At 36.7% G+C, this 25,688-nt stretch carries 23 protein-coding genes; 21 read left to right on the forward strand and 2 right to left on the reverse strand.

Annotated features, from left to right (window positions below; genetic code table 11):
- The 4 genes from MR054_RS02060 to MR054_RS02075 all read left to right on the forward strand — a co-directional run bounded on the left by MR054_RS02060 (window position 1) and on the right by MR054_RS02075 (window position 3,521).
- Complete coding sequence (locus tag MR054_RS02060) at window positions 1-813, forward strand: purine-nucleoside phosphorylase (RefSeq protein WP_242155671.1); 813 nt, start codon at window positions 1-3, stop codon at window positions 811-813.
- 23 nt (window positions 814-836) lie between these two features.
- Window positions 837-1,808 carry an arsenosugar biosynthesis arsenite methyltransferase ArsM gene (arsM, locus tag MR054_RS02065; protein WP_242155673.1) on the forward strand — a complete coding sequence of 324 codons (972 nt, stop codon included), beginning with the start codon at window positions 837-839 and terminating at the stop codon, window positions 1,806-1,808.
- A 98-nt stretch (window positions 1,809-1,906) separates the two neighbouring features.
- Window positions 1,907-2,782: a DUF547 domain-containing protein gene (locus tag MR054_RS02070; protein WP_242155675.1), complete on the forward strand. Its 876-nt coding sequence runs from the start codon at window positions 1,907-1,909 to the stop codon at window positions 2,780-2,782.
- 34 nt (window positions 2,783-2,816) lie between these two features.
- On the forward strand, window positions 2,817-3,521 hold the full coding sequence (locus MR054_RS02075) for a TIGR04283 family arsenosugar biosynthesis glycosyltransferase (RefSeq protein WP_242155677.1): 705 nt from the start codon (window positions 2,817-2,819) through the stop codon (window positions 3,519-3,521).
- A 4-nt stretch (window positions 3,522-3,525) separates the two neighbouring features.
- On the opposite strand, the gene MR054_RS02080 is transcribed toward MR054_RS02075, so the two are convergent.
- Both MR054_RS02080 and MR054_RS02085 read right to left on the reverse strand, forming a co-directional pair.
- Window positions 3,526-4,257 carry a metallophosphoesterase gene (locus tag MR054_RS02080; protein ID WP_242155679.1) on the reverse strand — a complete coding sequence of 244 codons (732 nt, stop codon included), beginning with the start codon at window positions 4,255-4,257 and terminating at the stop codon, window positions 3,526-3,528.
- Window positions 4,258-4,282: 25 nt separating this feature from the next.
- The gene (locus MR054_RS02085; RefSeq protein WP_242155681.1) at window positions 4,283-5,284 is read right to left on the reverse strand and encodes a glycoside hydrolase family 113; all 1,002 of its coding nucleotides are present in this window, start codon (window positions 5,282-5,284) and stop codon (window positions 4,283-4,285) included.
- A 271-nt stretch (window positions 5,285-5,555) separates the two neighbouring features.
- Between MR054_RS02085 and MR054_RS02090 the strand changes: the two genes are divergently transcribed.
- From MR054_RS02090 to MR054_RS02170, 17 genes are all read left to right on the forward strand, one after another.
- Window positions 5,556-6,344 (forward strand): DUF6090 family protein, encoded by a 789-nt coding sequence (locus MR054_RS02090; protein WP_242155683.1) that lies wholly within the window; start codon window positions 5,556-5,558, stop codon window positions 6,342-6,344.
- Between the two features lie 156 nt (window positions 6,345-6,500).
- Window positions 6,501-8,216 carry a DUF885 domain-containing protein gene (locus MR054_RS02095; protein ID WP_242155685.1) on the forward strand — a complete coding sequence of 572 codons (1,716 nt, stop codon included), beginning with the start codon at window positions 6,501-6,503 and terminating at the stop codon, window positions 8,214-8,216.
- A 307-nt stretch (window positions 8,217-8,523) separates the two neighbouring features.
- Window positions 8,524-10,116 (forward strand): sodium:solute symporter family protein, encoded by a 1,593-nt coding sequence (locus tag MR054_RS02100; protein WP_242155686.1) that lies wholly within the window; start codon window positions 8,524-8,526, stop codon window positions 10,114-10,116.
- A gap of 187 nt (window positions 10,117-10,303) precedes the next feature.
- Entirely contained in the window at window positions 10,304-10,780 is a 477-nt protein-coding gene (locus MR054_RS02105; protein WP_242155688.1) for a nuclear transport factor 2 family protein, read from the forward strand.
- 168 nt (window positions 10,781-10,948) lie between these two features.
- Window positions 10,949-11,770, forward strand: a complete 822-nt coding sequence (locus MR054_RS02110; RefSeq protein WP_242155690.1) for a CPBP family intramembrane glutamic endopeptidase — start codon at window positions 10,949-10,951, stop codon at window positions 11,768-11,770.
- Between the two features lie 257 nt (window positions 11,771-12,027).
- On the forward strand, window positions 12,028-12,495 hold the full coding sequence (locus MR054_RS02115) for a hypothetical protein (RefSeq protein WP_242155692.1): 468 nt from the start codon (window positions 12,028-12,030) through the stop codon (window positions 12,493-12,495).
- A 157-nt stretch (window positions 12,496-12,652) separates the two neighbouring features.
- Window positions 12,653-14,173, forward strand: coding sequence for an alpha/beta hydrolase-fold protein (locus MR054_RS02120; RefSeq protein WP_242155694.1), 1,521 nt, complete (start codon window positions 12,653-12,655; stop codon window positions 14,171-14,173).
- A 100-nt stretch (window positions 14,174-14,273) separates the two neighbouring features.
- Complete coding sequence (locus MR054_RS02125; RefSeq protein WP_242155697.1) at window positions 14,274-15,836, forward strand: serine hydrolase; 1,563 nt, start codon at window positions 14,274-14,276, stop codon at window positions 15,834-15,836.
- Window positions 15,837-16,121: 285 nt separating this feature from the next.
- A complete protein-coding gene (locus tag MR054_RS02130; protein WP_242155699.1) occupies window positions 16,122-16,613 on the forward strand; it encodes an RNA polymerase sigma factor in 492 nt (163 codons plus the stop codon).
- Window positions 16,597-17,253: a hypothetical protein gene (locus MR054_RS02135; protein WP_242155700.1), complete on the forward strand. Its 657-nt coding sequence runs from the start codon at window positions 16,597-16,599 to the stop codon at window positions 17,251-17,253. The genes MR054_RS02130 and MR054_RS02135 overlap by 17 nt, the downstream gene beginning before the upstream one ends.
- A 101-nt stretch (window positions 17,254-17,354) precedes the next feature.
- Window positions 17,355-17,807, forward strand: a complete 453-nt coding sequence (locus tag MR054_RS02140; protein ID WP_242155702.1) for a DUF4564 domain-containing protein — start codon at window positions 17,355-17,357, stop codon at window positions 17,805-17,807.
- A 99-nt stretch (window positions 17,808-17,906) separates the two neighbouring features.
- Complete coding sequence (locus tag MR054_RS02145; protein ID WP_242155704.1) at window positions 17,907-19,292, forward strand: alpha/beta hydrolase family protein; 1,386 nt, start codon at window positions 17,907-17,909, stop codon at window positions 19,290-19,292.
- Window positions 19,293-19,462: 170 nt separating this feature from the next.
- Complete coding sequence (locus MR054_RS02150; protein ID WP_242155706.1) at window positions 19,463-19,939, forward strand: GNAT family N-acetyltransferase; 477 nt, start codon at window positions 19,463-19,465, stop codon at window positions 19,937-19,939.
- A gap of 180 nt (window positions 19,940-20,119) precedes the next feature.
- Complete coding sequence (locus MR054_RS02155) at window positions 20,120-20,614, forward strand: nuclear transport factor 2 family protein (protein WP_242155708.1); 495 nt, start codon at window positions 20,120-20,122, stop codon at window positions 20,612-20,614.
- A 158-nt stretch (window positions 20,615-20,772) separates the two neighbouring features.
- Window positions 20,773-22,077, forward strand: coding sequence for an NAD(P)/FAD-dependent oxidoreductase (locus tag MR054_RS02160; protein ID WP_242155710.1), 1,305 nt, complete (start codon window positions 20,773-20,775; stop codon window positions 22,075-22,077).
- Entirely contained in the window at window positions 22,074-23,678 is a 1,605-nt protein-coding gene (locus tag MR054_RS02165) for a 4Fe-4S binding protein (protein ID WP_242155714.1), read from the forward strand. The genes MR054_RS02160 and MR054_RS02165 overlap by 4 nt, the downstream gene beginning before the upstream one ends.
- A 152-nt stretch (window positions 23,679-23,830) precedes the next feature.
- Window positions 23,831-25,609, forward strand: a complete 1,779-nt coding sequence (locus MR054_RS02170) for a tetratricopeptide repeat protein (protein WP_242155716.1) — start codon at window positions 23,831-23,833, stop codon at window positions 25,607-25,609.
- The last annotated feature ends 79 nt before the right edge of the window (window positions 25,610-25,688 follow it).

Here is a 25,688-nt window from a genome sequence, read left to right on the forward strand (position 1 = left end):
ATGATTAAATTAATTAATGAAACGGTAGATTATTTGAAGGCTAAAGGCTTTGAAGCCCCTGAAATTGGGATTATCCTGGGTACCGGTCTTGGTCAGCTCATTCAGGACATACGCATTTTGAAAGAAGTGAGCTATAATCATATTCCAAACTTCCCAACGGCGACCGTTGAGTTTCACAAGGGTAAATTGGTTTATGGTGAATTGGAAGGCAAGAGGGTTGTTGTCATGGAAGGACGTTTTCATGTCTACGAAGGGTATACGTTGCAGGATGTTACCTTTCCGGTTCGTATTATGGAAAAACTGGGTATAAAAACCCTGTTGGTGTCCAATGCGGCAGGGGCTATAAATCTGGATTATAACAAAGGGGAACTGATGCTTATTGAAGATCACATCAACCTTCAAGGGAGCTCTCCCTTAGCCTTTACCGGAGTAGATCAGCTCGGTGAACGCTTTACCGACATGAGTGCCCCCTATGATCCTCAAATTAATGCCACGTTTAAAACTATTGCGCATCGTCATCATATGATCTTACACGTAGGGGTTTATGCCAGTGTCGTGGGGCCTCAATTGGAAACCCGAGCGGAATACAGAATGCTTAAAATTCTTGGAGCCGATGCCGTTGGCATGAGCACGGTTCCCGAAATCATTGTCGCCAATCATTTAAACTTAAAAGTGGCTGCCGTGTCTGTTTTAACGGATGAATGCGATCCGGATAACTTAGAACCCATAAGCATTCCTGACATTATTTCAGCGGCCACAAAAGCAGAGCCAAACATGATCATTCTATTCAAAGAATTAATTAAAACCTTATAAAACCTGAGACTGAAAACAAAAACATGAGCAACTATCTGGACACCACACATGAACTATATAAAGAAGCTGCCTTATCCCCCAATGTAGGGTTATGCTGCACTACGAACCCTATTTGGGAATTGCCCGGTTTAAAAATTCCAAAAATAATGCAGGATATGAATTATGGCTGTGGTAGCACCGTGCATGCCCGCGATTTAACCCATCGGCCTAAAATCCTTTATGTTGGTGTTGGTGGCGGTATGGAACTGTTGCAGTTTGCTTATTTTTCAAGACAAAAGGATGGGGTTATTGGCGTGGATGTTGTCGATGAAATGCTGGAAGCCTGCAGATTGAATTTTATGGAGGCCGAAAGGCAAAACGACTGGTTTAAAAGGGAATTTGTGAATCTGCGTCAAGGCAATGCCCTTAATTTACCTGTTGAAAACAATAGCATTGATGTAGCGGCACAGAATTGCCTCTTCAATATTTTTAAGGAAGACGACCTCAAAAGGGCCATCGCTGAAATGTACCGTGTCTTAAAACCTCACGGTCGTTTGGTGATGAGCGACCCCATATGCGAGCAACCCATGAATGCCACCTTGCGACAGGACGATCGCTTGCGCGCCCTGTGCCTTAGCGGTAGCCTCCCCCTAAAAGATTACATCAGCGCTTTGACGGATGCCGGTTTTGGAACCATTGAAATTAGAGCGCGAAAACCTTACCGCATTTTAGACCCGCAACATTATCCAACTTCGGAGCTGATCTATATAGAATCCATTGAAGTGGCCGCCATAAAGGATCCCATGCCAGTAGATGGTCCATGTGTGTTTACGGGTAAAGCTGCCATTTATTTCGGTAATAAAGCCTATTTCGACGATAAAAACGGCCATGTCTTATTGAAGAATCAGCCATTGGCCATTTGTGATAAAACGGCCCATACCCTTACCCAATTGAACAGGGATGATATTTTTATCAGTGCATCCACATACCATTATGATGGCGGGGGTTGTTGCTAAAAATTGGGTCTAAGGCCCTGCGTTATGGGTCATGGAAAAACAAGCGTTCATTAATGATTCGCTGATAAGGAAATTTTGATATAAAGGAAAGTAATCACATGTTCTGTGTAATACGGATTTTACATATTATCTTACTCACCGGCTGCTGGAATGGGCCGGGCCATTGGGAACTCAGGTCAATAGATCCTCCAACGCCCCTAACCCTGCATGACCCCATTCTAAAAATAAATGAGGGTTACTTTATTCAGGAATCAAATAACGCTGCGAAGCCAATGCCAATAGGGGTTAAAACTATAGGACCTGGAACGGATCAAAACCCACAGAAGCCCGTTGTAATGAGTCATAAATCCTGGGATACCCTTTTAAAGAAACATGTATCCGAAGATGGTGCTGTGGACTACGAAGGTTTTAAAACCGATTGGAAAGCGCTTTCAGATTACCTTGAATATTTGGGTCAAAACGTTCCTCAAGACTCCTGGTCAAAGGAGGAACAGCTGTCCTTTTGGATCAATGCCTATAACGCCATGACCGTTGATTTAATTCTTCGCCATTACCCGGTAAAAAGCATTAAGGACATTAAGCAGCCGTGGAAGCAACGGTTATGGAAAGTGGGAACCCAATGGTATCATCTGAATGCGATTGAACATGAGGTGTTACGTAACATGAATGAACCCCGCATTCATTTTGCCTTGGTCTGTGCTTCACGATCCTGTCCCAGATTACGCAATGCCGCTTATACCGCTTCAACATTAGAGGATCAATTACAGAACGTAACCCGGGAGTTTTTAACAGACCCCGAAAAAAACACCATATCTCAAAACCGTTTGGAACTTTCAAAACTATTTCAATGGTACACCAAAGATTTTAAAAAACATGGCGGTTTAATTGATTTTTTAAATCAATATGTAGATATTCCCATTTCAGACAAAGCAACGCTCACTTACAAAGACTACGACTGGGGTTTAAATAAATAAGTTACCGCGGTAGTCTGTTATCTTAAGAACACCAATGATAAGTATTATTATACCTGTTTTAAATGAAGAAGACATTATCTGTCGGTTACTAAACTACATCACCCGAAATTTTTCGTCCAAACATATTTTGGAGATTGTGGTCGTAGATGGTGGCAGTACGGATCATACAAGGGCCCTGGTTGAAAAATTCATAAGTACAGGCCATCGCAAGATCAAACTGCTGAAAACGGAAAAAGGTCGCGCCAGGCAAATGAATTTTGGGGCCAAAACCGCCTCGGGTTCCGTACTCTATTTTTTACATGCCGATTCTTTCCCCCCTCATGATTTTGATTCCTTAATTATGAATGAAATCGATCAGGGCAACGAAGCCGGATGTTTTAGGATGCAGTTTGACAGTTCCCATTGGTGGCTCAAACTGGCGGGTTGGTTTACCCAGTTTAACTGGAGGGCCTGTAGAGGTGGAGACCAAAGTTTGTTTATCACCCGGACTCTTTTTAACCGTATTGGCGGTTATCAGGAGCATTATACGATTTATGAGGATCAGGTTTTAATCAAGGCGCTGTATTCCAGAAATCAATTTGTGGTGATTAACAAAAAACTTAGAACCTCTGCCAGAATGTACAGAAAACATGGGATTTGGAAACTGCAATTGTTGTACTGGAGCATCTATGTGAAACGTTGGTTTGGAGCCGATGCCGGTGCCTTGTACAACTTTTACAGAAAACGGATTATCCAGTAGACCATCAATCTCTGTTTCGCCCTTTTTCGTTGGGGTATAAATCCGGTAAAGGACTACTCTGAACTATGGCTTTGGTATCAATATCCATGGCCGAAAGTTTACCGGTAAAAGCAGCTCCGGTGTCGATATTCCACACGTTAACGGCATGCATAGGGACCGTTACCCCATAATTTAGGGTTGGGGTGTGACCAATATATATTTCATGATAATGCTTTAACCGGTTCGGGTATAATTTGGAGTCCTTTTCAATACCCTCATCCATGGTCAGTGCCATTTCCCAAAGGGTTCTGTCGAAATACAAAACCGATTGAAACACTTCCTTTTCAACACCATGCATGGAGGTAAATCCCGCATGTAAAAATAACCGGTTGGCCTCATCGATATGATATGGCTTCAAGTTTTCGAAAAAGGTTAAATGCTGTTGTTTCTGATCTTCAGTAAACAGGGCATAACTCTCCATCGTTTCCTTACCACCATGCATATACCAAACGGGGCTAACTTCACCATCCCGCAACCACGCTTCACACCAAACATCATGATTTCCTTTGATAAAAATACAGTTCATCTTTTGAGACCGTTCCATTAAAAACTGAATCACTTGAGCCGATTCACTCCACCCATCCACATAATCCCCCACAAAAATGAGGGTATCCCCATGTTTTAATTCCAGGGCATTCAACACCTGAACCAGCGCCTTTAATCCCCCATGAATATCACCGACTACAAACGTTCGCATAACTTAATTCTGTTTCATCCTATTTTTAATCATATTGTGTCTTCATTAAGGCCTCTACCGGTTTATTTTGCGGGGTAAACCTATTGTTATTCGAGCCTCCGCTCGCGTCATGGTTTACAAACCATTTCCAGATAAAGCCCCCTGCAAACCAATACTCATCCCAAAAGGTGTTGTAAAGTGCCTGTGTTGTGTTGTGTTGTGCTTCCAGATTGACGGGCGCGAACACCTCATCACTCTTCCAGGGTTCCCTACCCGAATAGTCCATACTTCGGTACCCATACTCCGTGAATAAAATGGGTTTTCCCGTGGTGACAAAAACGGATTCAATAGCCGCCTTATGTGTTTCCCAACCTTCCATGCACTCCTGTACGGATGGGGTTTTGCTGGCACTTATGGGGAAATAGGCGTCAATTCCTATATAATCCAACACGCTCCAAAAGGGAGTTTGTCCAAACTCATTCCAATTGGCCGCATAGGTCAACTTACCGGTGTAGGCCTTTTTAATTTCCTGAATGAGTAAAAACCAATAGGACGGCCGCATCTTGATGAAGTTTTCCAACTCGGTACCAATACAAAACAATTCGACCTTTAAGTGTTGGGCCAATTGGGCATAATCCAATATAAATTTGGAATATGAGGCTTCCAATAATTGCCAATCCGATTCACTTTGCATATGGATATCTCCTGTAAATTTACCATGCCAAACCCAGATCTGCGGTTTAAGCATAATCTTTATCCGATTGGTTTTAAGCGTGTTAATATATTGAGTGACTCCTGTTTTAGTTTCACCATACCATTGGCGTTCTGTATTGTATACAATTTCGGGATGGTCTAGATCCCTTATAAATCCAAAAGGCATGACAGCTGCAAAATTGGCATTGACTTGCAGTACCGGTTCAATATGGTTGTTATGAAGCGCCATATCAGCAGATACCAAACTTATGCCATTGATTTTATCCGCTGGGTTAGTGCAGTGTTGCAGCACCAAAAGACCGATGAGAAAAACGATATTAGCTTGAGGCATCATTACAATTGGGGTTACGTTTTTATGGGAATGCTAGTGCCCTTAGGAGTAAATATAGATTAAATTAGGGAAATCCGCACCATACCCTTTCTGATGTTCCAATGCCTGCGGGATTATTAGACGCTAGGATTTAGAAAAATTTATCATTTTATGGCATACAGGTATTGCGGATAAAAACACGGATTATTGTTATTTATGGGTTAAAGTGTTGGGATAAAACCATATATTGTTTGCATATAACAAGTTGTGCTTCATTATCGCAAACAACTAACCAATGATAAAATTCTTTAGAAAAATTCGCCAGCAATTACTCGCCGAAAATAAATTCAGTAAATATCTAATTTATGCTATTGGTGAGATTGTTCTTGTAGTTATAGGAATATTGATTGCATTATGGATTAATAACCTTAACCAACAAAGAAAAATAAAAACAGAGGAGCAAGTTGTTTTAAAGCAACTTAAAAATGAATTTACCATTAATCTAAAACAGTTAAACTCCAAGATAGATATACGAAATGATATGCTGAAAGACTTTGAAGATTGCTTAAACTATTTCGCAAATCAAAAAATAGAAAGCGATTCTTTATTCACAGCTAAATTAGGCTCACTACATCTACCACTAACCTTTGACCCCATCCAAAAAGATTTAGTTGGTTCGGGTAGCATTCAAATAATCTCAAATAAAGAGTTGAAAAGTCTTCTCACTAATTGGACATCTGATGTTCATCAATTGCGAGAAATGGAGCTGTTATATGTGAACTATTATACGGGTTCTATTATGCCCTTCATTGACAAAACCGGAATAGGAAGAGATATCCTTAAAAGATTTTGGGAAGATAGCAATAGAACAGTCTTTTTATTGGCAAATGAAAACGTTAATTACAGAAAAATAGAACAGTCTAATTTATCAATCAACTATAGAGAACTGCTGAAAAACTATGAACTAGAGAGTATTATTTCTCATGCCTACGGATTAAGCCTCACGAATAATTATGAATCACAAGCTTTGAAAAAGCATATTAATAAAATATTAGAAATATTGGATTTGGAAATAAAAAAATAACGAAAGCACAACACCATGTATAATTAATTGCTTGGTCACTGTCGACTTACGAACATTCCTTCGGAATATTCTATCTGTGATTTATTTGCTAAATTACATGCTTAACCACGCAACTAACCATACACCGAACCGTTGTAGGTAATTAAAAATGCAATCATGAAATATTTTATTCTTTTAATCGGATGTATAACTGTGATGAGTTGTGTAGACAATACAAAAACTAACAAAAGTTATCCTTCAATAGCTAAATTGGCCGATTCCTATTATGAAAGGACTTTGGAAACATTCCCCGAAAACGCCTATGAAGCAGACATAAAACTTGAAAACCATAATGGTATCACTTCAAATCAATTAGCAGACCTAGCAATATGGGAAAATTATGAAGACAGCCTGTATGTTGAATTGTTAAAATTGAAAGATAGGCAAATCCCTAAAAAAAAAGATAAAATTACCTATTGGCTTTTAAAAGAAGAATTAGAGTCAAGTATCGAGTTACGAGTTTGTAAAAGAAATCTTTGGGACGTAAATCATTTGAGTGGATGGAAATCCCGATGGATCTCATTAGCTGAATATCAACCAATAGGTTCAGAAGAATTAAGAGTGCAAGCCTTTGAACGTTGGAGTAAATTTCCAATATTTGTAACAACCGAAATCAACAATCTTAAAAAAGGTCTGGCAGAAGGCTATTCCATGCCAAAAGAAATAGTGGATCTCGTAATCGAACAACTCCAAGTATTACATGATTATTCCATTGAAAACTCTCCCTTTATGTCGCCTGCCAAAAGAGATGACAATCCTAAATTTAAAGAAAAATGGGAAGAATTGGTAATCAATAAGATCCTACCTGCACTTTCAGAATATCAACAATATTTGGTATTAGAATATAGACCAAAGGCTAGAGATGAAGTTTCAGTTGTAGCCTTACCAAATGGAAGTGAGTGTTACCAAGCATTTATCAGATCAATGACAACAACTAATAAATCAGCTGAAGAGCTGTTTGAATTAGGGCAAAAAATCGTATCTGCCAATGAAACAAAAGTGTCAGAAATTGGTTTTGAGGTTTACAAAGAACGAGATTTTGCTAAAATCATTGATTTGATAAATAACGATCCATCTGACAAGTTTATAACAAGTGAAGATATTTTGGAGGTTAATTCAAAACTACTCGAAAAGGCTAAAAAAGAATCAGAAAAATGGTTCATTATGTTGCCATCTACAGAAGTGACAATTAAACCGTACGAGGCTCATGAATCAGGAATTGGAAGTTATGAACCAGCAATGGGAGATAATCCAGCCTATTACCGTATCAACTTAAACAATCTTGAACAGCAAAAAAGAAGTTTTAACGAAATACTCACGTTTCATGAGGCTTACCCTGGTCATCATTTACAAATTGGGCTAGAAAAGGATATTAAAGGTCTACATTCAATTTCTAAATTAATATACTTTGGGAGTTATGTAGAAGGATGGGGAAGATATAGTGAACAATTGGCAGAAGAAATGGGATTGTACGACAGCAAATTGGCACTTATGATACGTCGTGCTTGGCCATCAAGAGGCCTAGTGGTAGATCCTGCAATTCATACAAAAGGATGGTCTAAAGAACAAGCCATTGATTTTATGACGGAGTCTGGATATAGTGCTGATATAGCATTAAGTGCTTATTATAGAAGTATTGTTTGGCCAGCTCAATTGACGTCATATGATACTGGTGGTGAAGAAATAAAAGCACTTCGTAAAATGGCTGAAGAGAAGCTGGGAGATCAATTTGACATTAAAGAGTTTCACTCTAAAATATTGGAAAATGGTTCAATTCCATTAAGTTCTTTAAGACACAATATAAATGAATGGGTTAGAAACAAGAAAAATTAACTGCCTACAACACCGTGTATAATTCATTGCTAGTACTCGCCTACTTACGAAAGTCCTCGCGGATTTTCTATTCGGTTTGTATTTGCTAAATTATGTGATTAAACCACGCAACGAAATCATACACAAGACCGTTGTAGCCAATTAAACAAAAGAAACACAAATAAAATAGTTTATGAACAAAGACGTTTTTTTACTTTTCTTTAATGCTATTTTATCGGTTGTTCTAGCTGCCATAATTGTATATCGAATTTTAAAAAAGGAGTATAAACCCAAGATTAAAGAATTAGAAAAAAAAGCTAAAGGATAAATGACTATCACCATTTTTATAATATCAATAGTTGTTTACGTTTTAGCAGGTATTTTCATTGCTAGAAAAGTAAAGAATAGTGACGACTTTTTTGTTATGGGAGAAAGAGGTTCTACACTTTTAATAGTTGGCACACTAGCTGCAACATATTTAAGTGCTGTCACTCTTTTAGGTATATCGGGAATATCATATGCTGAAGGGCCACTTGTAATTGCAGCAACAGGTTCTTTTGGAGCGTGGATTGGCACTTTGTTGGCCATTATATACGTAGGTAGAAATATGAAAGCTTTGGGCTGTAAGACGATGCCTGATTTTTTTAGAGAACGCTTTAGAAACAAAACCGTAACTAGTCTTGCCACCATTATAATGATTATAGGGCTTTTGGGCTATGGTGTTATTCAACTTATTGGTGCAGGTCTTCTAATTGAAGAGTTAACAGGTATAAATTTTGCTTTAATTATCATAATTTTTGTAATTGCCTTACTGGCTTTTTCACTATATGGAGGTATGTATGGAGTTGTGGTTACAGATACAATTATGTTCTTTATCATGATTGCAGTATCGGCCATTGTTGCTCCATGGTTGATACATAAAGCTGGATTTACAGAAATGAAGTCTTTGTCAAATACTTTAGAAGGATATTGGACTTTAGCGGGAACACAAAATAGACCCTTAAGTTTTACCTTTTCACAATTCTTGGTTTGGATTGTCTTTTTTACTTGTACTCCTGCTCTTGTATCAAGAGTTTTTCCTGCCAAAAACGATTTTGTAATACTAAAATCTACACTTATTGGCGTTTTTTTAGCCGCATTTATGCAAATACCCATTTTTTTGGCTGCCAGTGGCATGCAGGTTATTCAACCTGGAATAGAACAAACAGACAGTGTTATGATTATTGCTTTTTTAGAGCACGTGCCTTCTGTATTAGGTGGTATTGGTCTAGCAGCTTTAATGGCAGCCATAATGTCAACCACATCTACACTTTTTGTAATTGCTGGATTTGGATTGTCACGAGATTTATATCAGAATTTGAAGAAAGAAACGATTAGTGAGAAAAAACTAATGAAAGTAAATAGAATTGCACAATTAATAATTGGAGCAATAGTAGCTGGTATCGCAATTTCAAGACCGGCTGCGATCTATTGGATTTCAATATATGCTGGAGCACTTTTTGGAGTTGGTTGGTTACCATCCGTAATTGCAGGTTTAGAATGGAAACGAATGAACCATAAAGCAGCAATAACCAGTATGGTACTAGGTGTTTTAAGTTTTATATGTATAACTGAATTGGAAAAAATAAACCTTATTACACTTCCAAATTTACTTGACCCATTAATGATGGCTTTTTTAATTTCCGTTGTGTCATTAATATTTGTCGCTTTAATTACAAAACCCAATAATAATGAAGTTCAATATTATTATATTATAAAAAACACCAAACCCTCTGGTTCTACTATCAAACATTTTTTAGCAAGAGAAAATGGACTCTCTGAATTAAAAAAAGAGTGCCTAAATGTAAAAACTTTAATTGCAGTCGTTGTTTTATTAGCATTTGCTCTTTGGGGATTTTTATTTTACAAACTTGGACTTTGATTGCTTAAAATAACTGGCTACAACAACTTGTAAGCGCAATAACGGCTGAATTTCCTAATCGGAAATTCAACTCGTTTTGCTAAATGAGGTGCGCCAGCGGAAAGTAATCACGCACTTTCCCGTTACTGACGCTTACACAAACCGTTGGGCATATTAGTGAATGAATCACAAAACCAATATTTAAAATATGAATACTAAAAATTTACCACTCATTGCTTTACCAATTTTGTGTCTATTGTTTTCATGTACACCTAAGGTTGATTCAGGTACTGAAAAAACAAATGTAATAGAAGCTATTAACCGATTGTATCAGTCCTTTGAAGATAAGGATATCGACCTCATGTCAGAAGTAATGGCTCATGACGAAAGTATGTTAAGTTTTGGTACAAGTATTTCCGACCTCCACAATAGTTGGTCTGAATGGAGAAATAATCACATAGCTCAATTTGAAGCATTTGATAAGGCCAAAATCACCTCCAAAAAAATGAATGTCTATCTGAGTCAGAATAGCCATGTGGCATGGTTTGCGGATGTAAGTGATTGGATTTTAATCATTGACAATGAAAACATTCAAATGAATGATATTAGAATTACAGGTGTACTTGAGAAAAGAAATAACTCTTGGAAAATTGTTCAAATCCATGCTTCAGTTCCTCAGAACTAATCTGAATAAAAAACTACAATGCCCAACAACGTGTATAATCCATAGCTCGGTTAGCACTTTAAGGGGAACTTTGTATATTTAGGTAGTTATAGGATTCCTACTCTGAAAAATCTCTGATTTTTCCTCGCTACGGAATCATACACAATACCGTTGGCACTTATTTAAAAAATGAATAGAAAAAAATTATTTGTGTTTTTAATACTGACCTTTTTATGGTCTTGGATACTTTGGATTATTGGATTAAACTCCCTATCAGACGAAATTAATCCAGAGTCAATTGGTAAATTTTTGGTTTTCTTTTTTGTTGGGGTATATGGACCAACAATTTCCGGAATAATTACAACTCTATTCTTTGATGGACTCAAAGGTTTATTTGAATTAATCAAAAAGCTTTTTATATGGAAAGTCCCTTTTAAATATTATTTATACATAATTTTTTTACCTCTAATATTTGTCATTATTGGTATTGCACTTTACAGCCAATTTATAGGGGAAATTGGAGATTTTGATAAAATGGCATATCTATCGATACCAACAATATTATTAACGGGATTGTATGCTGGACCTTTGGGAGAAGAACTAGGGTGGAGAGGTTTTTTATTGCCCGAATTTCAAAAAAAATATTCAAACTTGAAAAGTGCAATCATTATTGGATTTATATGGTTTGTTTGGCATATTCCACTATGGTGGGCACCATTCGGAACCTTGGTTAGTGGAGAACCAATATCTATAATTCCTGTAATTGCATATTTTACTATGCTAATCTGCCTATCCATAATAATTACTTGGTTAGTAATTAATTCAAAGGGAAGTGTTCTTATTGCAATTTTATTTCACTTGTCAATTAATGCAGGAATCGCATTGCAGTTTTACCCTGAATTGAATATGGATTTCAAAAAAGTACATTTATTATCGAGCATCGGAATGTTAATATTTACTGGATTTTTAGTAGTAAAGAATAAATTAAAAACAATTACCAACACCGTGTAAAAATAATTGCTGGTTCAGGCCTACTTACGAAAATTTGCTAACGCACCGTTCGCACTTCGTGCTCGTGTCTCGCGGATTTTCTATTCGGTTTGTATTTGCTAAATTACGTGCTTACAAGAAGCAACAAACCTTAGCCGAATGGTTGTACTTCATTATTGACCAACCAATGAACAATAATGAAGTTCTTAAAAGAAGCTTGAATAAATGATATTATATATGATTTTGAAAGTCATTGCCACAATTACAAAATTATTAAAATGAAAAACACGATTATTATTTTATTAGGGTTATTAGTATTAAGCTGTAGTTCAGAGGACAACAATCAAGATCAACAGTTAAACTTTTTAGAGCAATATGAGGGCTCTGTATTTTTCAGGGAAACAACCACCGGAATAACCTATATAAGGTTTTTTAATAATGAAAATGCACCTCTTGATTATCATCTTTTATTTAAGACCTTAACCCCTAATGACTGCTTTGTTAATTTACCTTTTGATGTCTCTGAACCAGATGCGGTTGTAACTAAACTAGAATCTAATTTAATGGAGATAAGTCGACCAATGTGGGTTGATACAGTATTAGTAAGAACTTACACAGTATCTAATAATGTATTGTCTACAGAAAATGAATGGTATGCTAATGGTGAGCTATTCTTAACAAATTATAATGACCCTTTATCAATCTCTTCGGTAAATGTCGATACGCTACCTTTATGTAGTAATTAATCCATTCGATTCAGCCTTTAAAATACCCTCAACTAATTCATTGCTTCTGACTTTCCATAGGAAAATCCTCGCCCTGAACTTTGTATGGCTCTTTTTACTATCTTAGTTTCCAACCAACGCAACAAACCTTAGCCGAGCCGTTGTAGCACATTAAAAAATGAAAAATATAATAACCATCGTATTATTATGGTTGGGAGCAAATCTTTTTGCTCAAAACTTAAGCTTAGAGTTTGAAATTATCCAAAGGCTTTGGGTTGGAGATTCTCACATGGAAAACGGGCGGCTTTTTATTATTTTCAGCAAAGAAGAGCCTAAGTCAATTTTTAATGGAATACAATATCCAGACTTAAGAATGAATCCTGTATTTGGAGTGGATATTTCTGATTGGAAAACTGATACTCCTTTACGCATAGAAGGAAATAATCTTTATGGATTCCCAATCAAAAATATCATTGAACTTCAAACAGGAAATTGGTATATCTATGCTCTTTTTAAGTCATTCGATTCCCATGGGAAAATAATGGAAGAAGAGCAAATTTATAGTGAGCCAGTGTTGATAAATATTGATTCATCCAATAAAACACAACACTTTCAGTTGTCTTTGGATAAGACGGTAGGTAGTGCTACACTTCCTGATGACAAAAAACACTTTAAATACGAATCAATATCAAGTCGTTTACTCACCGATTTTTGGAAAAAACCCATGTCCGTTAGATTTCAAGTGGCATTACCAAAATCTTATTATTCAGATTTAGAAAAAGAATATCCGCTTTTGGTTATGATAGGCGGATTTGGAGAAAGATTCTACAACAAAATAATTAGTGAGAAGGAATTATTAGACGAGAGCACTCCTGAAATGGTTATTATTCTTTTGGATTCAAAAGCACCTTTTGGAGACTCCTACCAAATGAACTCTTCCAATAATGGTCCTTATGGTGATGCATTAGTTACAGAGGTCATTCCATACATTGAGTCAAAATACCGTTGTATAGGTAATTCCACATCAAGGTTTTTAACAGGGACATCAACAGGAGGATGGGCATCATTAGCATTACAAGTATTCTATCCTGAATTCTTCAATGGAGTTTGGTCAACCTGTTCTGACCCAGTTGATTTTAGGCAGATGGAACTTATGAATATCTATGAAGATAAAAACGCATTTATTAACAGGCATGGCTTGGAAAGACCAGGAATGAGGGATATTAATGGAGAACCCAGATATACATTAAGAACAGAAATTTGGGCAGAAAACATTTTAGGGATTGAAAATTCATATCATAATAGTGGTGGACAGTGGGGAAGTTGGAATGCCGTATTTAGTCCTAAAGATACAATCACAGGTTTGCCAAGAATGATTTTTCATCCTGAAACAGGAGTATTAGACAAAAATGTAGCCGAAGCTTGGAAAAAATATGATTTAAGATTGTTCCTGTCTGAAAATTGGGATGAGTTAGGTTTTAAGTTGCAAGGAAAATTACATATTTGGATGGGGACGGCAGACAGTTATTATTTAAACAATGCAATGGTATTATTTGATAGATTTTTGAAATCAACATCGAATCCTAAATCTGATGCTGAAATTAATTTCATTTGTGGGGAAGGTCATGCCTGTGATAGCGAAATACCATTAAAAATAATGATGCATCAAATGTTGGAAAGAATGGAGAAACCGAGATAATAAATGAAAATGTGCTACAACACCAGATATGAAGTAATACTCCGGATCGGTTGTACTATTCATTGCCAAACCGTTAGATGCCAATAAAAGCCAGCACGATATGAAAAAATTAATATTTACAAGTCTTCTTTTCTCTTTATTAATTAGTAATGTTTGCTACGCTCAATATTCCTCCCAACAAGTTGATTCTATTATGGGCGATGCAATGGACAAATTCAATGTTGCTGGAGTAGCAGTTGCAATAGTAAAAGATGGTAAGATAATCCATTCAAAAGGCTATGGTGTTAAATCATCTGTCACAAAAAGCCCTGTAAATAACCATACTAATTTTGCAATTGCATCAAATAGTAAAGCCTTTACTACAGCGGCACTTGCAATTTTAGTCGAGGAAGGTAAAATAACATGGCAAGACAAAGTTAAGGATCATATTCCTGAGTTTAAGATGTATAATCCTTATGTAACTGAAAACTTCAATATTCAAGACCTTCTTACGCACAGAAGCGGACTAGGTTTGGGTATTGGGGACTTAATGTTTTTTCCCGATGGCTCAAGTTTTACGATAGATGATTTATTATCTAGTTTTCAGTATTTTAAACCTGTATCTGCTTTCCGAACACAGTTTGATTACGATAACTTATTGTATTTAGTAGCTGGTGAAGTTATTAAACGAGTTTCGGGTATGTCATGGGAAGATTTTATATCAGAGCGAATTTTTAAACCTCTAAATATGGATAACTCATACCCGTCTTTAGATAGAATAACAGATAAAAAAAACTTAGCAAAACCTCATGATGCGAATTCAGGAACATTAAAAGTCCTACCTGATTTTCAAGAAATGATAAATGGTGCTGCAGGTGGTATTTATTCAAATGTTGAAGATATTTCAATTTGGATGCTCATGCATTTGAATAATGGAAAGTATGGAGATAATTTAGAAAATGAACTATTTACAAAAGAATCACAACGTGAAATGTGGAAAATACACACAGTAACTAATGTTAACAGAAATCCACGTTACAATTCACATTTTGCTGGTTATGGATTAGGTTGGCAATTATCGGATATTAAAGGAAATATGAGCGTTTCACATACAGGAGGTCTGCCAGGAATGTTATCAAAGACAATTATGATTCCAGATATTAATTTAGGCGTTGTTATCTTAACTAATACAAGTGATGATGGTGCTGGCATTTTTAATTCAGTTTCAAACACCATTGTTGATAGTTATTTGGGTTTAAGTGATTTTGGGTGGATAGATAAATATGCAGCTTATTTAATAAGCAGAAAAGAAGATGGAGATGCCGTTTCTAAAAAAGTATGGGAAAGAGTTGAAAGTGTTGCGGATTCTCATATAAATTATGAAGACTATATGGGTATTTACAAGGATGCTTGGTTTGGCAAGGTGGAAGTTTTTTTAAAAGGGGATAAATTGTGGATGAAATCACATAAATCACCAAAACTTAATGGGGAAATGTTTTTTTATAGAGCAAATACATTTGCCGTTAAGTGGGAATATCAAGATATGAATGCTGATGCTTTTGCAATGTTTTCTTTGAATGAAGAAGGCAAAGCACAAAGTATAAAAATGAAAGGGATATCGCCTAACATAGACTTTAGTTTTGATTTCCAAGATTTAGATTTAATAAGAGTTGATACTAATTAATTAGCACCTAACAATGGCTAAAAGTAATTGCTTGTTCTCCCCTACTTCTGAAAATTTGCTAACGCCCCGTTCGCACTTCGTGCTCGTGTCTCTCGGATTTTCAGTTCGGTTTGTATGCGCTCAATGAGGTGCTTAAAACCCTTACCTGCGGCAGGCAGGCGCAACTAATCATACACAAACAAGTTGGGCATAATATATCTCCAAAGCATATTCTTTTTATTATAATTATCTCATTTGCCTGTAATAATTCCTACTTTATACCACTAACTAAAAAAAACAATATTATTGAGTAGCGATTTTTATAAAACATCCATTTTACCGTTTGCTGGAATAATCATCAAATTATGTCGAGCGTACACAAACTCGCAAGAAGATTTTGAAGATTATTATCAAGAAGTGTGTTTACAAATTTGGAGGAGTAAAGACAACTTTCGTGAAGAATCTCAATGGAGCACTTGGGTATATCGAATTTCATTAAATGTGTGCTTGACATTATTGAAAAAAAAGAAAAACAATGTGCAGCATTTTGTTTCTGATTCTATAACATCTGCAGAAACCGAAGACAACCACGCGTTTTCAGACGAATCTCTAAATTTATTATACGATGCTATTAGAAAACTATCAGAAATAGATAGAGCGGTTATTATGCTGTATTTAGAAGAAAAATCGCAAAAGGAAATTGCTGAAATTACAGGAACAAACCCCAATAATATTGGTGTACGAGTTAAAAGAATTAAAATTAGATTAAAAAAAATATTAGATGGAAAAATCTATTGAAAATATATGGAAAGAAGGTTTTCTTAAGAGTGATGCATTAGTAGCACCCCAAATAAATGATCTATACAACCAAAAATCAATTCATATCATTGATAAGTTTAAAAGAATGTTTCGCATTAATTTGATTGCAATTGTAGCATTCTCATTTACGTTTTTAGTGATCTCATTTTTTATAGGTATTCCCATAACAGGTATTATATTTTTTGTAACCCTTTCTGTATTGGTAATTATCAATAAGAAGTTATTAAATGATTTAAATAAAATAGATTTTGGTGTTAGTAGTTACCAGTATTTAAAGGTATTTAACCAATGGATTAACAAACAGGTTTCCATCAATAAGAAAATTTCAAGATTTTTGTACCCTATTATATTTATATCCATGATTTTGGGGTTTTGGTTTAAAGATGCAGAGGGTATGCCTTTAGGAGAAAGATTAGTAAATGAAGTTCTCAAAAGTTTCCCTGATATTTATTTAATATATGGAATCCCACTAATAGGAATTGCAATCGTATTGCTAATCTTAGTTTTACTGGCGCTTTTTGGAGGTCGAATTTATAAATGGGATTTAAACATAGTTTATGGAAGAATATTCAAAAAACTAGAAGAATTAATGACAGACATAGAAAGTTTAAGAAGTTAAAACCCATTAAATAAAGTGTTTTTATATAGATATTTGGAAAAAATAAATTTTAGGTGTAATAATTTTTGATTTGGACCACTAATCAAGAAAACAATAAAATTATGACACTAAAAAACGCCATTAACTTTCTCGAAAGTTTAAAAACATCGGAAACCAAAAAATCTGAACTTAAGATATATAATCAATTTATTGAGATTCTTATCAAATTAGAAAAAAGAGAATTTAAGACAGATGAAATTCAATCTATCGAATTAGAACTTGATAACTTAAATTTAAAATCAAATCCAGAAAACAGTAAAAAGTTCTTCAAAAATGCACTAAGTAAATTCAAGAGCTTTTTAAAGGATACATTTTCTTTGACTTCCAAGGATTACTATACAAACACAAGTGTAAGTTTAGGAATATTATTTGGCGTTGTAGTTGGAGTGCTTATAGGTGAACGTTTTGAAAGGTCTTTAGGAATTTCCTTTGGCATCTGCATGGGACTGTTTATTGGAACCTATATCGGTTGTCGTATGGATGCTCAAGCGAAAGCAGACGGAAATATGCTGTAGTTAACAGCTATTCAAAAATTTCTCTTACCAAATAACTCAATATTCTTTTTTTAAAATTTAATAGCCGAATACTTTTCGACCAGAAAAACACATCCTAAAATGAAAACAATAGCATTTGCATTTCTATTATCGATTCTAAATGTTTACTCTCAAGATATCTCCGGAGATTGGAGCGGAACAGCCAAAAGAGGAGATAAATTAATCACATTCGTTTTTAATATCGAACTGGAAAACGCTACTTATTCGACCACAATGAGTGTCCCTAACTTTAGAATTTCTGGTATAAAACCTTCAGCTACAACTTTTACAAACGGAGCGTTAATAATTGATGGATCAAATGTTGGGATGTCTTATGAGGCAGAATTCAATAATGAATTACATCAATTTGAAGGGACTTACAAAGAAGGAGGTTTAGTAATGCCTCTAAATTTAAAAAAAGGTGCTGTAAAAATAGTAGACCAACGAAGACCTCAAGAACCTGTAAAGCCTTACCCTTATTATGAAGAAGAAGTAGTCTTTAAAAACAGTGAAGCAAATGTTTTATTGGCCGGAACATTAACCTTCCCAAATAAAAACGGAAAATTTCCAGTTGTAATCTTAATCAGTGGAAGTGGTCCTCAAGACAGAGATGAAACGTTTATGGGGCACAAACCCTTTTTAGTATTGGCAGATCATCTTACAAAGAAAGGCATTGGTGTATTGCGTTTTGATGACCGTGGTCAAGGCGAATCTACAGGTGATTTTGGAAGTGCAACAACAGAAGACTTTTCTAAAGATGTATTGCATGCAATTGCCTATTTAAAAACCAGAAAAGATGTAGACAAAAAGAATATTGGTTTAATTGGGCATAGTGAAGGTGGTATTATCGCACCTTTGGCAGCTAATAACTCTAAGGATGTTGCATTTATGGTGTTGCTTGCCTCTACTGGAATTTCAGGAGCAGAATTATCTGTAATGCAGTCTAAAACATTAAGAGAGTTTCCGGTTAAAGATGAAGAAGCTTATGAAAAAAACACAAGAAAAGCCATTGCAATTGTAACCTCGAATAAAAGTGAATCAGAAATTGAACAAGAATTGACGACACATTATAATGATTTTTTAATACCAATTTTAGCTTCTTTAAATGTGCCAGAAGAAAAAATCAATTTATTTATAGAAAGACAAGTAAAATCAAGTATAAAGCCTTGGTCACGCTATTTTTTACAGTACAATCCGTCTGTCGAAATTGAAAAATTACAAATCCCCGTTTTGTCCTTAAATGGCAGTAAAGACACCCAAGTTAATGCAAAAATAAATCAAAATGGAATACGTCAGGCTTTAATTAAAGGTGGAAATAAAGATTACAAAATAATAGAATTAAAAGGTTTAAATCACTTTTTCCAAGAGTGTAAAATAGGAAAGATGGATGAATACAGAAAAATAGAGCAAACATTTTCTCCAATTGCTTTAAAAGAAATTTCTAATTGGATTCTTAAAAGGATTTGAATAAATCCTAAGAATTTTGTAGAATCAAAATTCTAAGCACAACAACATGCACAAGTAATAGCGGTTTGAGTTAGCACCCAAACCGTTTTTTCGTTTAAATAAAGTATATTGCTATCCGAAAAATAGTCGAATTAAATCCGCTACTGCTCATACACAAACACCTTGGCAACATGCAAAAAAATGAACTGAAAATGAACTTTAGAAAAGCGTCAGAAATGGATATTTCAATAATTGTGGAAATGATTGCGGATGATGAGCTTGGAAAAAAAAGAGAAAACTTCCAGAACCCTTTACCAAAAGAATATTTGAATGCCTTTAAAAAAATTAACTCTGACGAAAATCAAGAATTAATTGTTGTAGAAAACGAAAAATCTGAAATTATTGGAACCTTACAGTTATCATTCATTCAATATCTGACTTATCGTGGCGGAATTAGAGCGCAAATTGAAGCGGTAAGAATTAGAAAAGATAAAAGAGGACTCGGAATTGGAAAAACAATGTTTAAGTGGGCTATAAATAGAGCCAAAGAAAGACATGCGCATTTGTTACAATTAACGACTGACAAAACGCGACCGACAGCGATTAAATTCTATGAAGATTTAGGATTTAAGGCCACTCACGAGGGAATGAAAATGCATTTAAAATAAAGAAAAGCCAGTTGCTAACAAGGTATAACTGCAATTACAGCGGATTCGACCACCCGTCGACTGCGCTCAGGGCTGGCTGAATCCTTGGAATTGCTAAGGCCAGTGTTTAATCTGAAAATAATCGCTAATTTAATCCGTAACTGACGGTTATACGAGGCCGTAAGCCACAAACTGAAAACAATGAAATTTAAATTATTGCTTATACCAATATTTGCGCTTTTCGTGTCATGTTCAAACCAAACAGGATTTGACAGAGATAAAGAAACAAAAGCGATTTTAGAGTTGCATAACTTGCAGCGAGATTATCATTTTAACAAAGATTCCATTTCCTTTGCTAATCTGCTTTCCAAAAACTTTATTTCAGTCAACAAAGGAATCATTTCAAGGCCAAAAAAAAGCGAAATTATTTCAAGATACAATAATTACTTTTCATCGGTTGAATTTGTGAAATGGGACGATATTTCAGAACCTGTAATCAAATTTTCTGACGATGGAACCCTTGCCTATACCATAGTGAATAAAATTGTGAAAATCACTTATAATAACGAGAAAGGAGAAACAATTGAAGGAGAAACTCATTTTGCATGGACAGCCATTTATAGGAAATATGGTAATGAATGGAAAATTGACTGCTTAACATCAACTGAAGAACATCAGAGCATAGAAAAGAATTAAAAGCCAGTGTTAGCCACTGGCTCTAATCCATGCATTGCCGGCAAAATGCTAAATGTCATTCAACAATTAATTATAGTATTCACCCCCCACATGTAATTCGATTACAGATATTAAGTTTTTATCCTTAACTTCGACTTAATTGAGCACAACCAAAAATCATGGAACATATCGTTATCATCGGAAATGGCATCTCGGGGGTTACCGCAGCGCGTCATATAAGAAAACTTTCCGATAAACAGATCACCCTTATCTCGGCCGAGTCCGATTATTTTTTTTCAAGAACGGCTCTGATGTATGTCTATATGGGGCATATGACCTTTGAACACACACAACCTTATGAACATTGGTTTTGGAAGAAAAATAATATCACCCTTAAAAAGGGCTATGTCAAGTCGGTTGACGTGAACAGCAAAACGCTACATTTTTCCAATGGCGATCTCATGACCTACGATAAACTGATTATTGCAACGGGCAGTAAACCAAATAAATTTGGATGGCCCGGACAAGATTTGAAAGGTGTTATGGGCATGTACCATAAGCAAGATTTAGAATCCCTTGAAAACTATGCCCCTGATAACAAGGTATGCAAAAGGGCTGTTATTGTTGGCGGTGGTCTCATTGGGATTGAACTTGCCGAAATGCTTCACTCCAGAAATATCCCAGTGAGCTTTTTAGTTAGGGAATCCAGTTTTTGGAATGGTGTACTCCCTGAAGGCGAGAGTGCTATGATTAACCGACACATAAGAAACCACCATATCGATTTGCGATTGCGTTCCAGTTTAAAAGCCATCAAGGCCGACAGGAACGGGAAGGTCAAATCTGTTATTATCGAGGAAACAGGCGAAGAAATTTTCTGCGATTTGGTAGGGCTAACGGCAGGGGTCTCGCCCAATATCGATTTTATTAAAGGCTCCGGCATTGAAACGCATCGAGGCGTTAAGGTCAATCGGTTTCTTGAAACCAATATTCCCGATATCTATGCCATTGGGGACTGCGCCGAACAACGTGAAGCCATTGGGTTACGAAGACCTGTTGAAGCCGTTTGGTATACCGGAAGACTGATGGGTGAAACGGTAGCCCATACCATTTGTGGCCATCCTAAGCCTTACCAGCCCGGACATTGGTTTAATTCTGCTAAATTTTTTGATATTGAATATCAAACCTACGGTTGGGTTTTTGCCAATCCCGGAGAACATGAGGCTCATTTTCACTGGAAGCATGAGGATGACACGATATGCATAACCATGAGCTACGATAAACTATCCCGTAAATTTTTGGGCATAAATACCTTTGGTATTCGAATGCGCCATGAGGTATTTGACCAATGGCTTACCGAAAACAGAGATGTGGATTATGTGATTCAAAACCTGAATGAAGCGAATTTCGATCCCGAATTTTACACCCGCTTTGAAAAGGATATTTTACATGCATACCACAGCCAACAGCAAATTGAATCCTTATGAGCCATAAATTAAATTACAGCATGTCTATTGCCAATCCCGATGCTAACCGTTTATCATTGTCTCAAAAATTGGCGGTTCTGGCCGGTTTTGTCGGTCTTTTTATTTTGCTCCTGGCCTTATTCAATACAAACTTTCCTAATAAAGTCCTGTTTTTAACCTTGTCTTTAGGCTTAATAAGCCTGGCCACAGTTGTATTTTCCAGAATGCGTTACGGATCCAAACTTAAAGGGATTAAGAACGACGGGGTTTGGTTTCGGTCCTTAACCTCCAGAGGCACCTTAGGTTGGATAACCGGCCTGGTCATTACCGGATTTTACATCGTATTGTATTTTTACCCGGACTATTTAGGGCTTGGCACCAATGGATCGGAAAACAGCGGCCTCATCGCGTTATTTGACCCGCTAAGCCATCTCTTGAGTAACCGACCCGCCAGCCAATGGTTTGTTTATGGCACCCTCTACACTGTGGCTATTTTAATTTTCGGATATAAATTCATGTTAAAATACCGTCATAACCGCTATCAAAGACTTCGAACGGGTTCTGTCATGTTTTTTCAATTGGGTTTTGCCTTTTTAATTCCGGAATTTATGGCACGATTAAACGAAAATCCTAATTATAATCTGCCCTATTACGACTTAAAAAGCATCTGGCCATTGAATTATTATCTGTTTGATGGCTGGTCCATTAACGGGTTTTTATCCTCCGGTACACTGGGGTTGTCCCTTTTAATCTTTGGTGTACTGTCCATTTTTATCCTATCCCCCATTCTCACTTACAAATATGGCAAACGCTGGTATTGTTCGTGGGTCTGCGGTTGCGGTGCCCTGGCTGAAACTGCGGGTGATCCCTTTAGGCACTTATCCTCGAAAACATTGGGCGCCTGGAAAATAGAACGGTGGTTGATTCATACCGTTTTGGTTTTTTCTGTAATTATGACTACCGCTTTGGTGTATACCTATTTGGGAAAGGACCCGGGAGCATTTTGGCTGACACAACAATCCTTTCTTCTGGGCGTTGGTCTTCTGCTCACTGCCGTGTTTATCTTAGTTATGGTTTTTAAACGTAACGAATTTGGTAAAGATGCACGGTATGGTGCTCTAGGCTATTTTATAAGCATTGGTGCCTTATTTATCCTGTACTATACCGGAACAACCGATCAGGTGTTTTTAATAAAATCAAGCCATTTACGCTCCGCCTATGGATTGTATATCGGGTCTATTTTTTCCGGTGTCATCGGAACCGGATTTTATCCCATATTGGGCAATCGGGTATGGTGCCGTTTCGGGTGTCCGATGGCTGCCATTTTAGGCTTCCAACAACGCCTGTTTTCTAAATTTAGAATTACAACCAATGGGGGCCAATGTATTTCCTGTGGCAACTGTTCCGTCTACTGCGAAATGGGAATCGATGTTCGTGCCTATGCCCAGAAAGGTGAAAACATTGTGCGCTCCAGCTGTGTGGGTTGTGGCATTTGTGCCGCCGTTTGTCCCAGGGGGGTTCTAAAACTTGAAAACGGCAGTTTAAAAGGACGGATAAAAACCAATGACATGTTTCCGGGCAATGATGCCGTTAACTTAATGGATCTCACCCATAAGAACTAATAGGTTAGCCGGTTTAAAACACCTGTTAGCAATAGCCTTTTGCGGTAAACCTATCCCGGAAAACGACCCACGACAGGCCCATCAAATATCTGATTATGAGATTAAATCCTTAAATTAGTATCCGTATTGAATCTTGTTCATATACACCAAACATGTTGCCCAAAAACAAAAATATAACCATTGCCGTTTTACCGTTTCACATAACGAGTCATGACGAACGGGTCACGCAACTCTTTTTAGGATTTGTTGAAGATCTCATTACTCATTTTTCAAAATTCATTGGCCTTTCCGTTATTTCATCCTATTCCACCCATAGGATAAAAGAAATAGCTAACCCGGAGGAAATTCTTAAACTTGGTGCCGATTTTTTAATTTATGGGTCCGTACGGTATCATAAGGATAATCTTAGAATCTCTATTCAACTCGTAAAAACGGAAGATCACAGTTTAGTCTTTGGGAACCAATATCATGAGACCATTGATTCTTTGTTAGAAACCCAGGACGATATTATACAACAAATCGTTGCGGTCCTTGAAGAAAAAATCAATTATAATTTGTTATCGCATTCCTATAAGAAGAGTTCCGTCGAACTTGCGGCCTATGAAAATTACCTGATGGGCATGCATACCTTACAAAAAGGGACCGGTGATCATGACCTTAAGGCCAGAGCCTATTTTAATGCTGCTTTGAAAATCGATCCTAATTATTCATTAGCGTACACCGGACTATCCTTAAGTTACTTTAATTTCTGGTCCTGCCTCATTTGGAACCGTTGGGATGAAAGCATGCAAGGCGCCCATAAATACGCCCTGAAGGCCATAGGGTTAGATCCCAACGATTACACAGCCCTGGGTGTTTTGGGCAGAACCTATGTGTATTTAGGTGAATATGAAAAAGCAGAGCACTATTTGAGAAAATCGCTAAGAATGAATTCCAATGATTGTTCACATTTACTCAGGGTGGCCTTTTCCCTTATGTATCTCGGTTTTGCGGACGACGCCTTAAAATGGTATCTCAAGGCCCTGGACTTAAATCCCTTTCATAACGATCATTACTATGCTCATGGGTCCATTTATTATTTAGCCATTGGTGACTTTAAATCCTGTATAGCGCTAAGTAAAAAGACAAATTTTAATTCCTGGACCGACTTTCCGGCCTATATCGCCGCAGCCTATTTACAACTGAAGGAATATGACGATGTGTGGCGTTGTTGGAAGGTCTATTTGTCCCAATTTCAACAGGCTGTCTATTCCGGACAAAAGCCTATGGAAGAAGAGGCCTTAGCGTGGCTGGTGATGGTTAACCCCTTTAAGGGATTTACGTATTTAACCCCATTGGTTGAATTTATACGGACTGAAAAACAACTGCATGAGCAAACCGATGACAGCCCGGTTGAAAGCACTATCAACAATACCTTTCAATCCAAGGGCGACTATTGGGACATGTGTTATCAGGGCCACTGCATAACGCTAAAACATGCCAAAGGATTTAAAGACATCCATAAACTTTTAAATCATCCAAAACAAGAATTTCATTGTTTGGACCTCATGAATGCCGCCGTTGACGAAAGGAGTTCTGCAAAAACAATGGACCAAAAAGCGAAATTAGCCTATCAAAGACGCATAAAGGAACTTCAAGAGGAAATAGATGAGGCCGAAGATTTAAATCAGATTGAAAAACTTGCCCCTTTAAAAGCGGAGTATGATGCGATTCTCACACACTTGTCGCAGTCTTTAGGTCTATCAGGTAAAACCAGAACGTCCGGTTCAACCATCGAAAAAGCGCGTTCGGCTGTGACCTGGCGCATTCGTAGCAGTATAAAGAAAATTGCTAAAATACATCCGAGTCTCGGGAATCATCTTTCCAATGCCATAAAAACCGGTTCGTTTTGCTCCTACACCCCTGAGGTTGATGTGGATTGGACCCTCTAAATCCTAAAACTTACAATTTAATTTTAAAAACTTACAGGGTAAGGCCTAAACTTACGCCCATAATAGTGAACACAGATAT

The sequence above is a fragment of the Aestuariivivens sediminis genome (genome assembly GCF_022662105.1).
Taxonomy (GTDB): Bacteria; Bacteroidota; Bacteroidia; order Flavobacteriales; family Flavobacteriaceae; genus Aestuariivivens; species Aestuariivivens sediminis.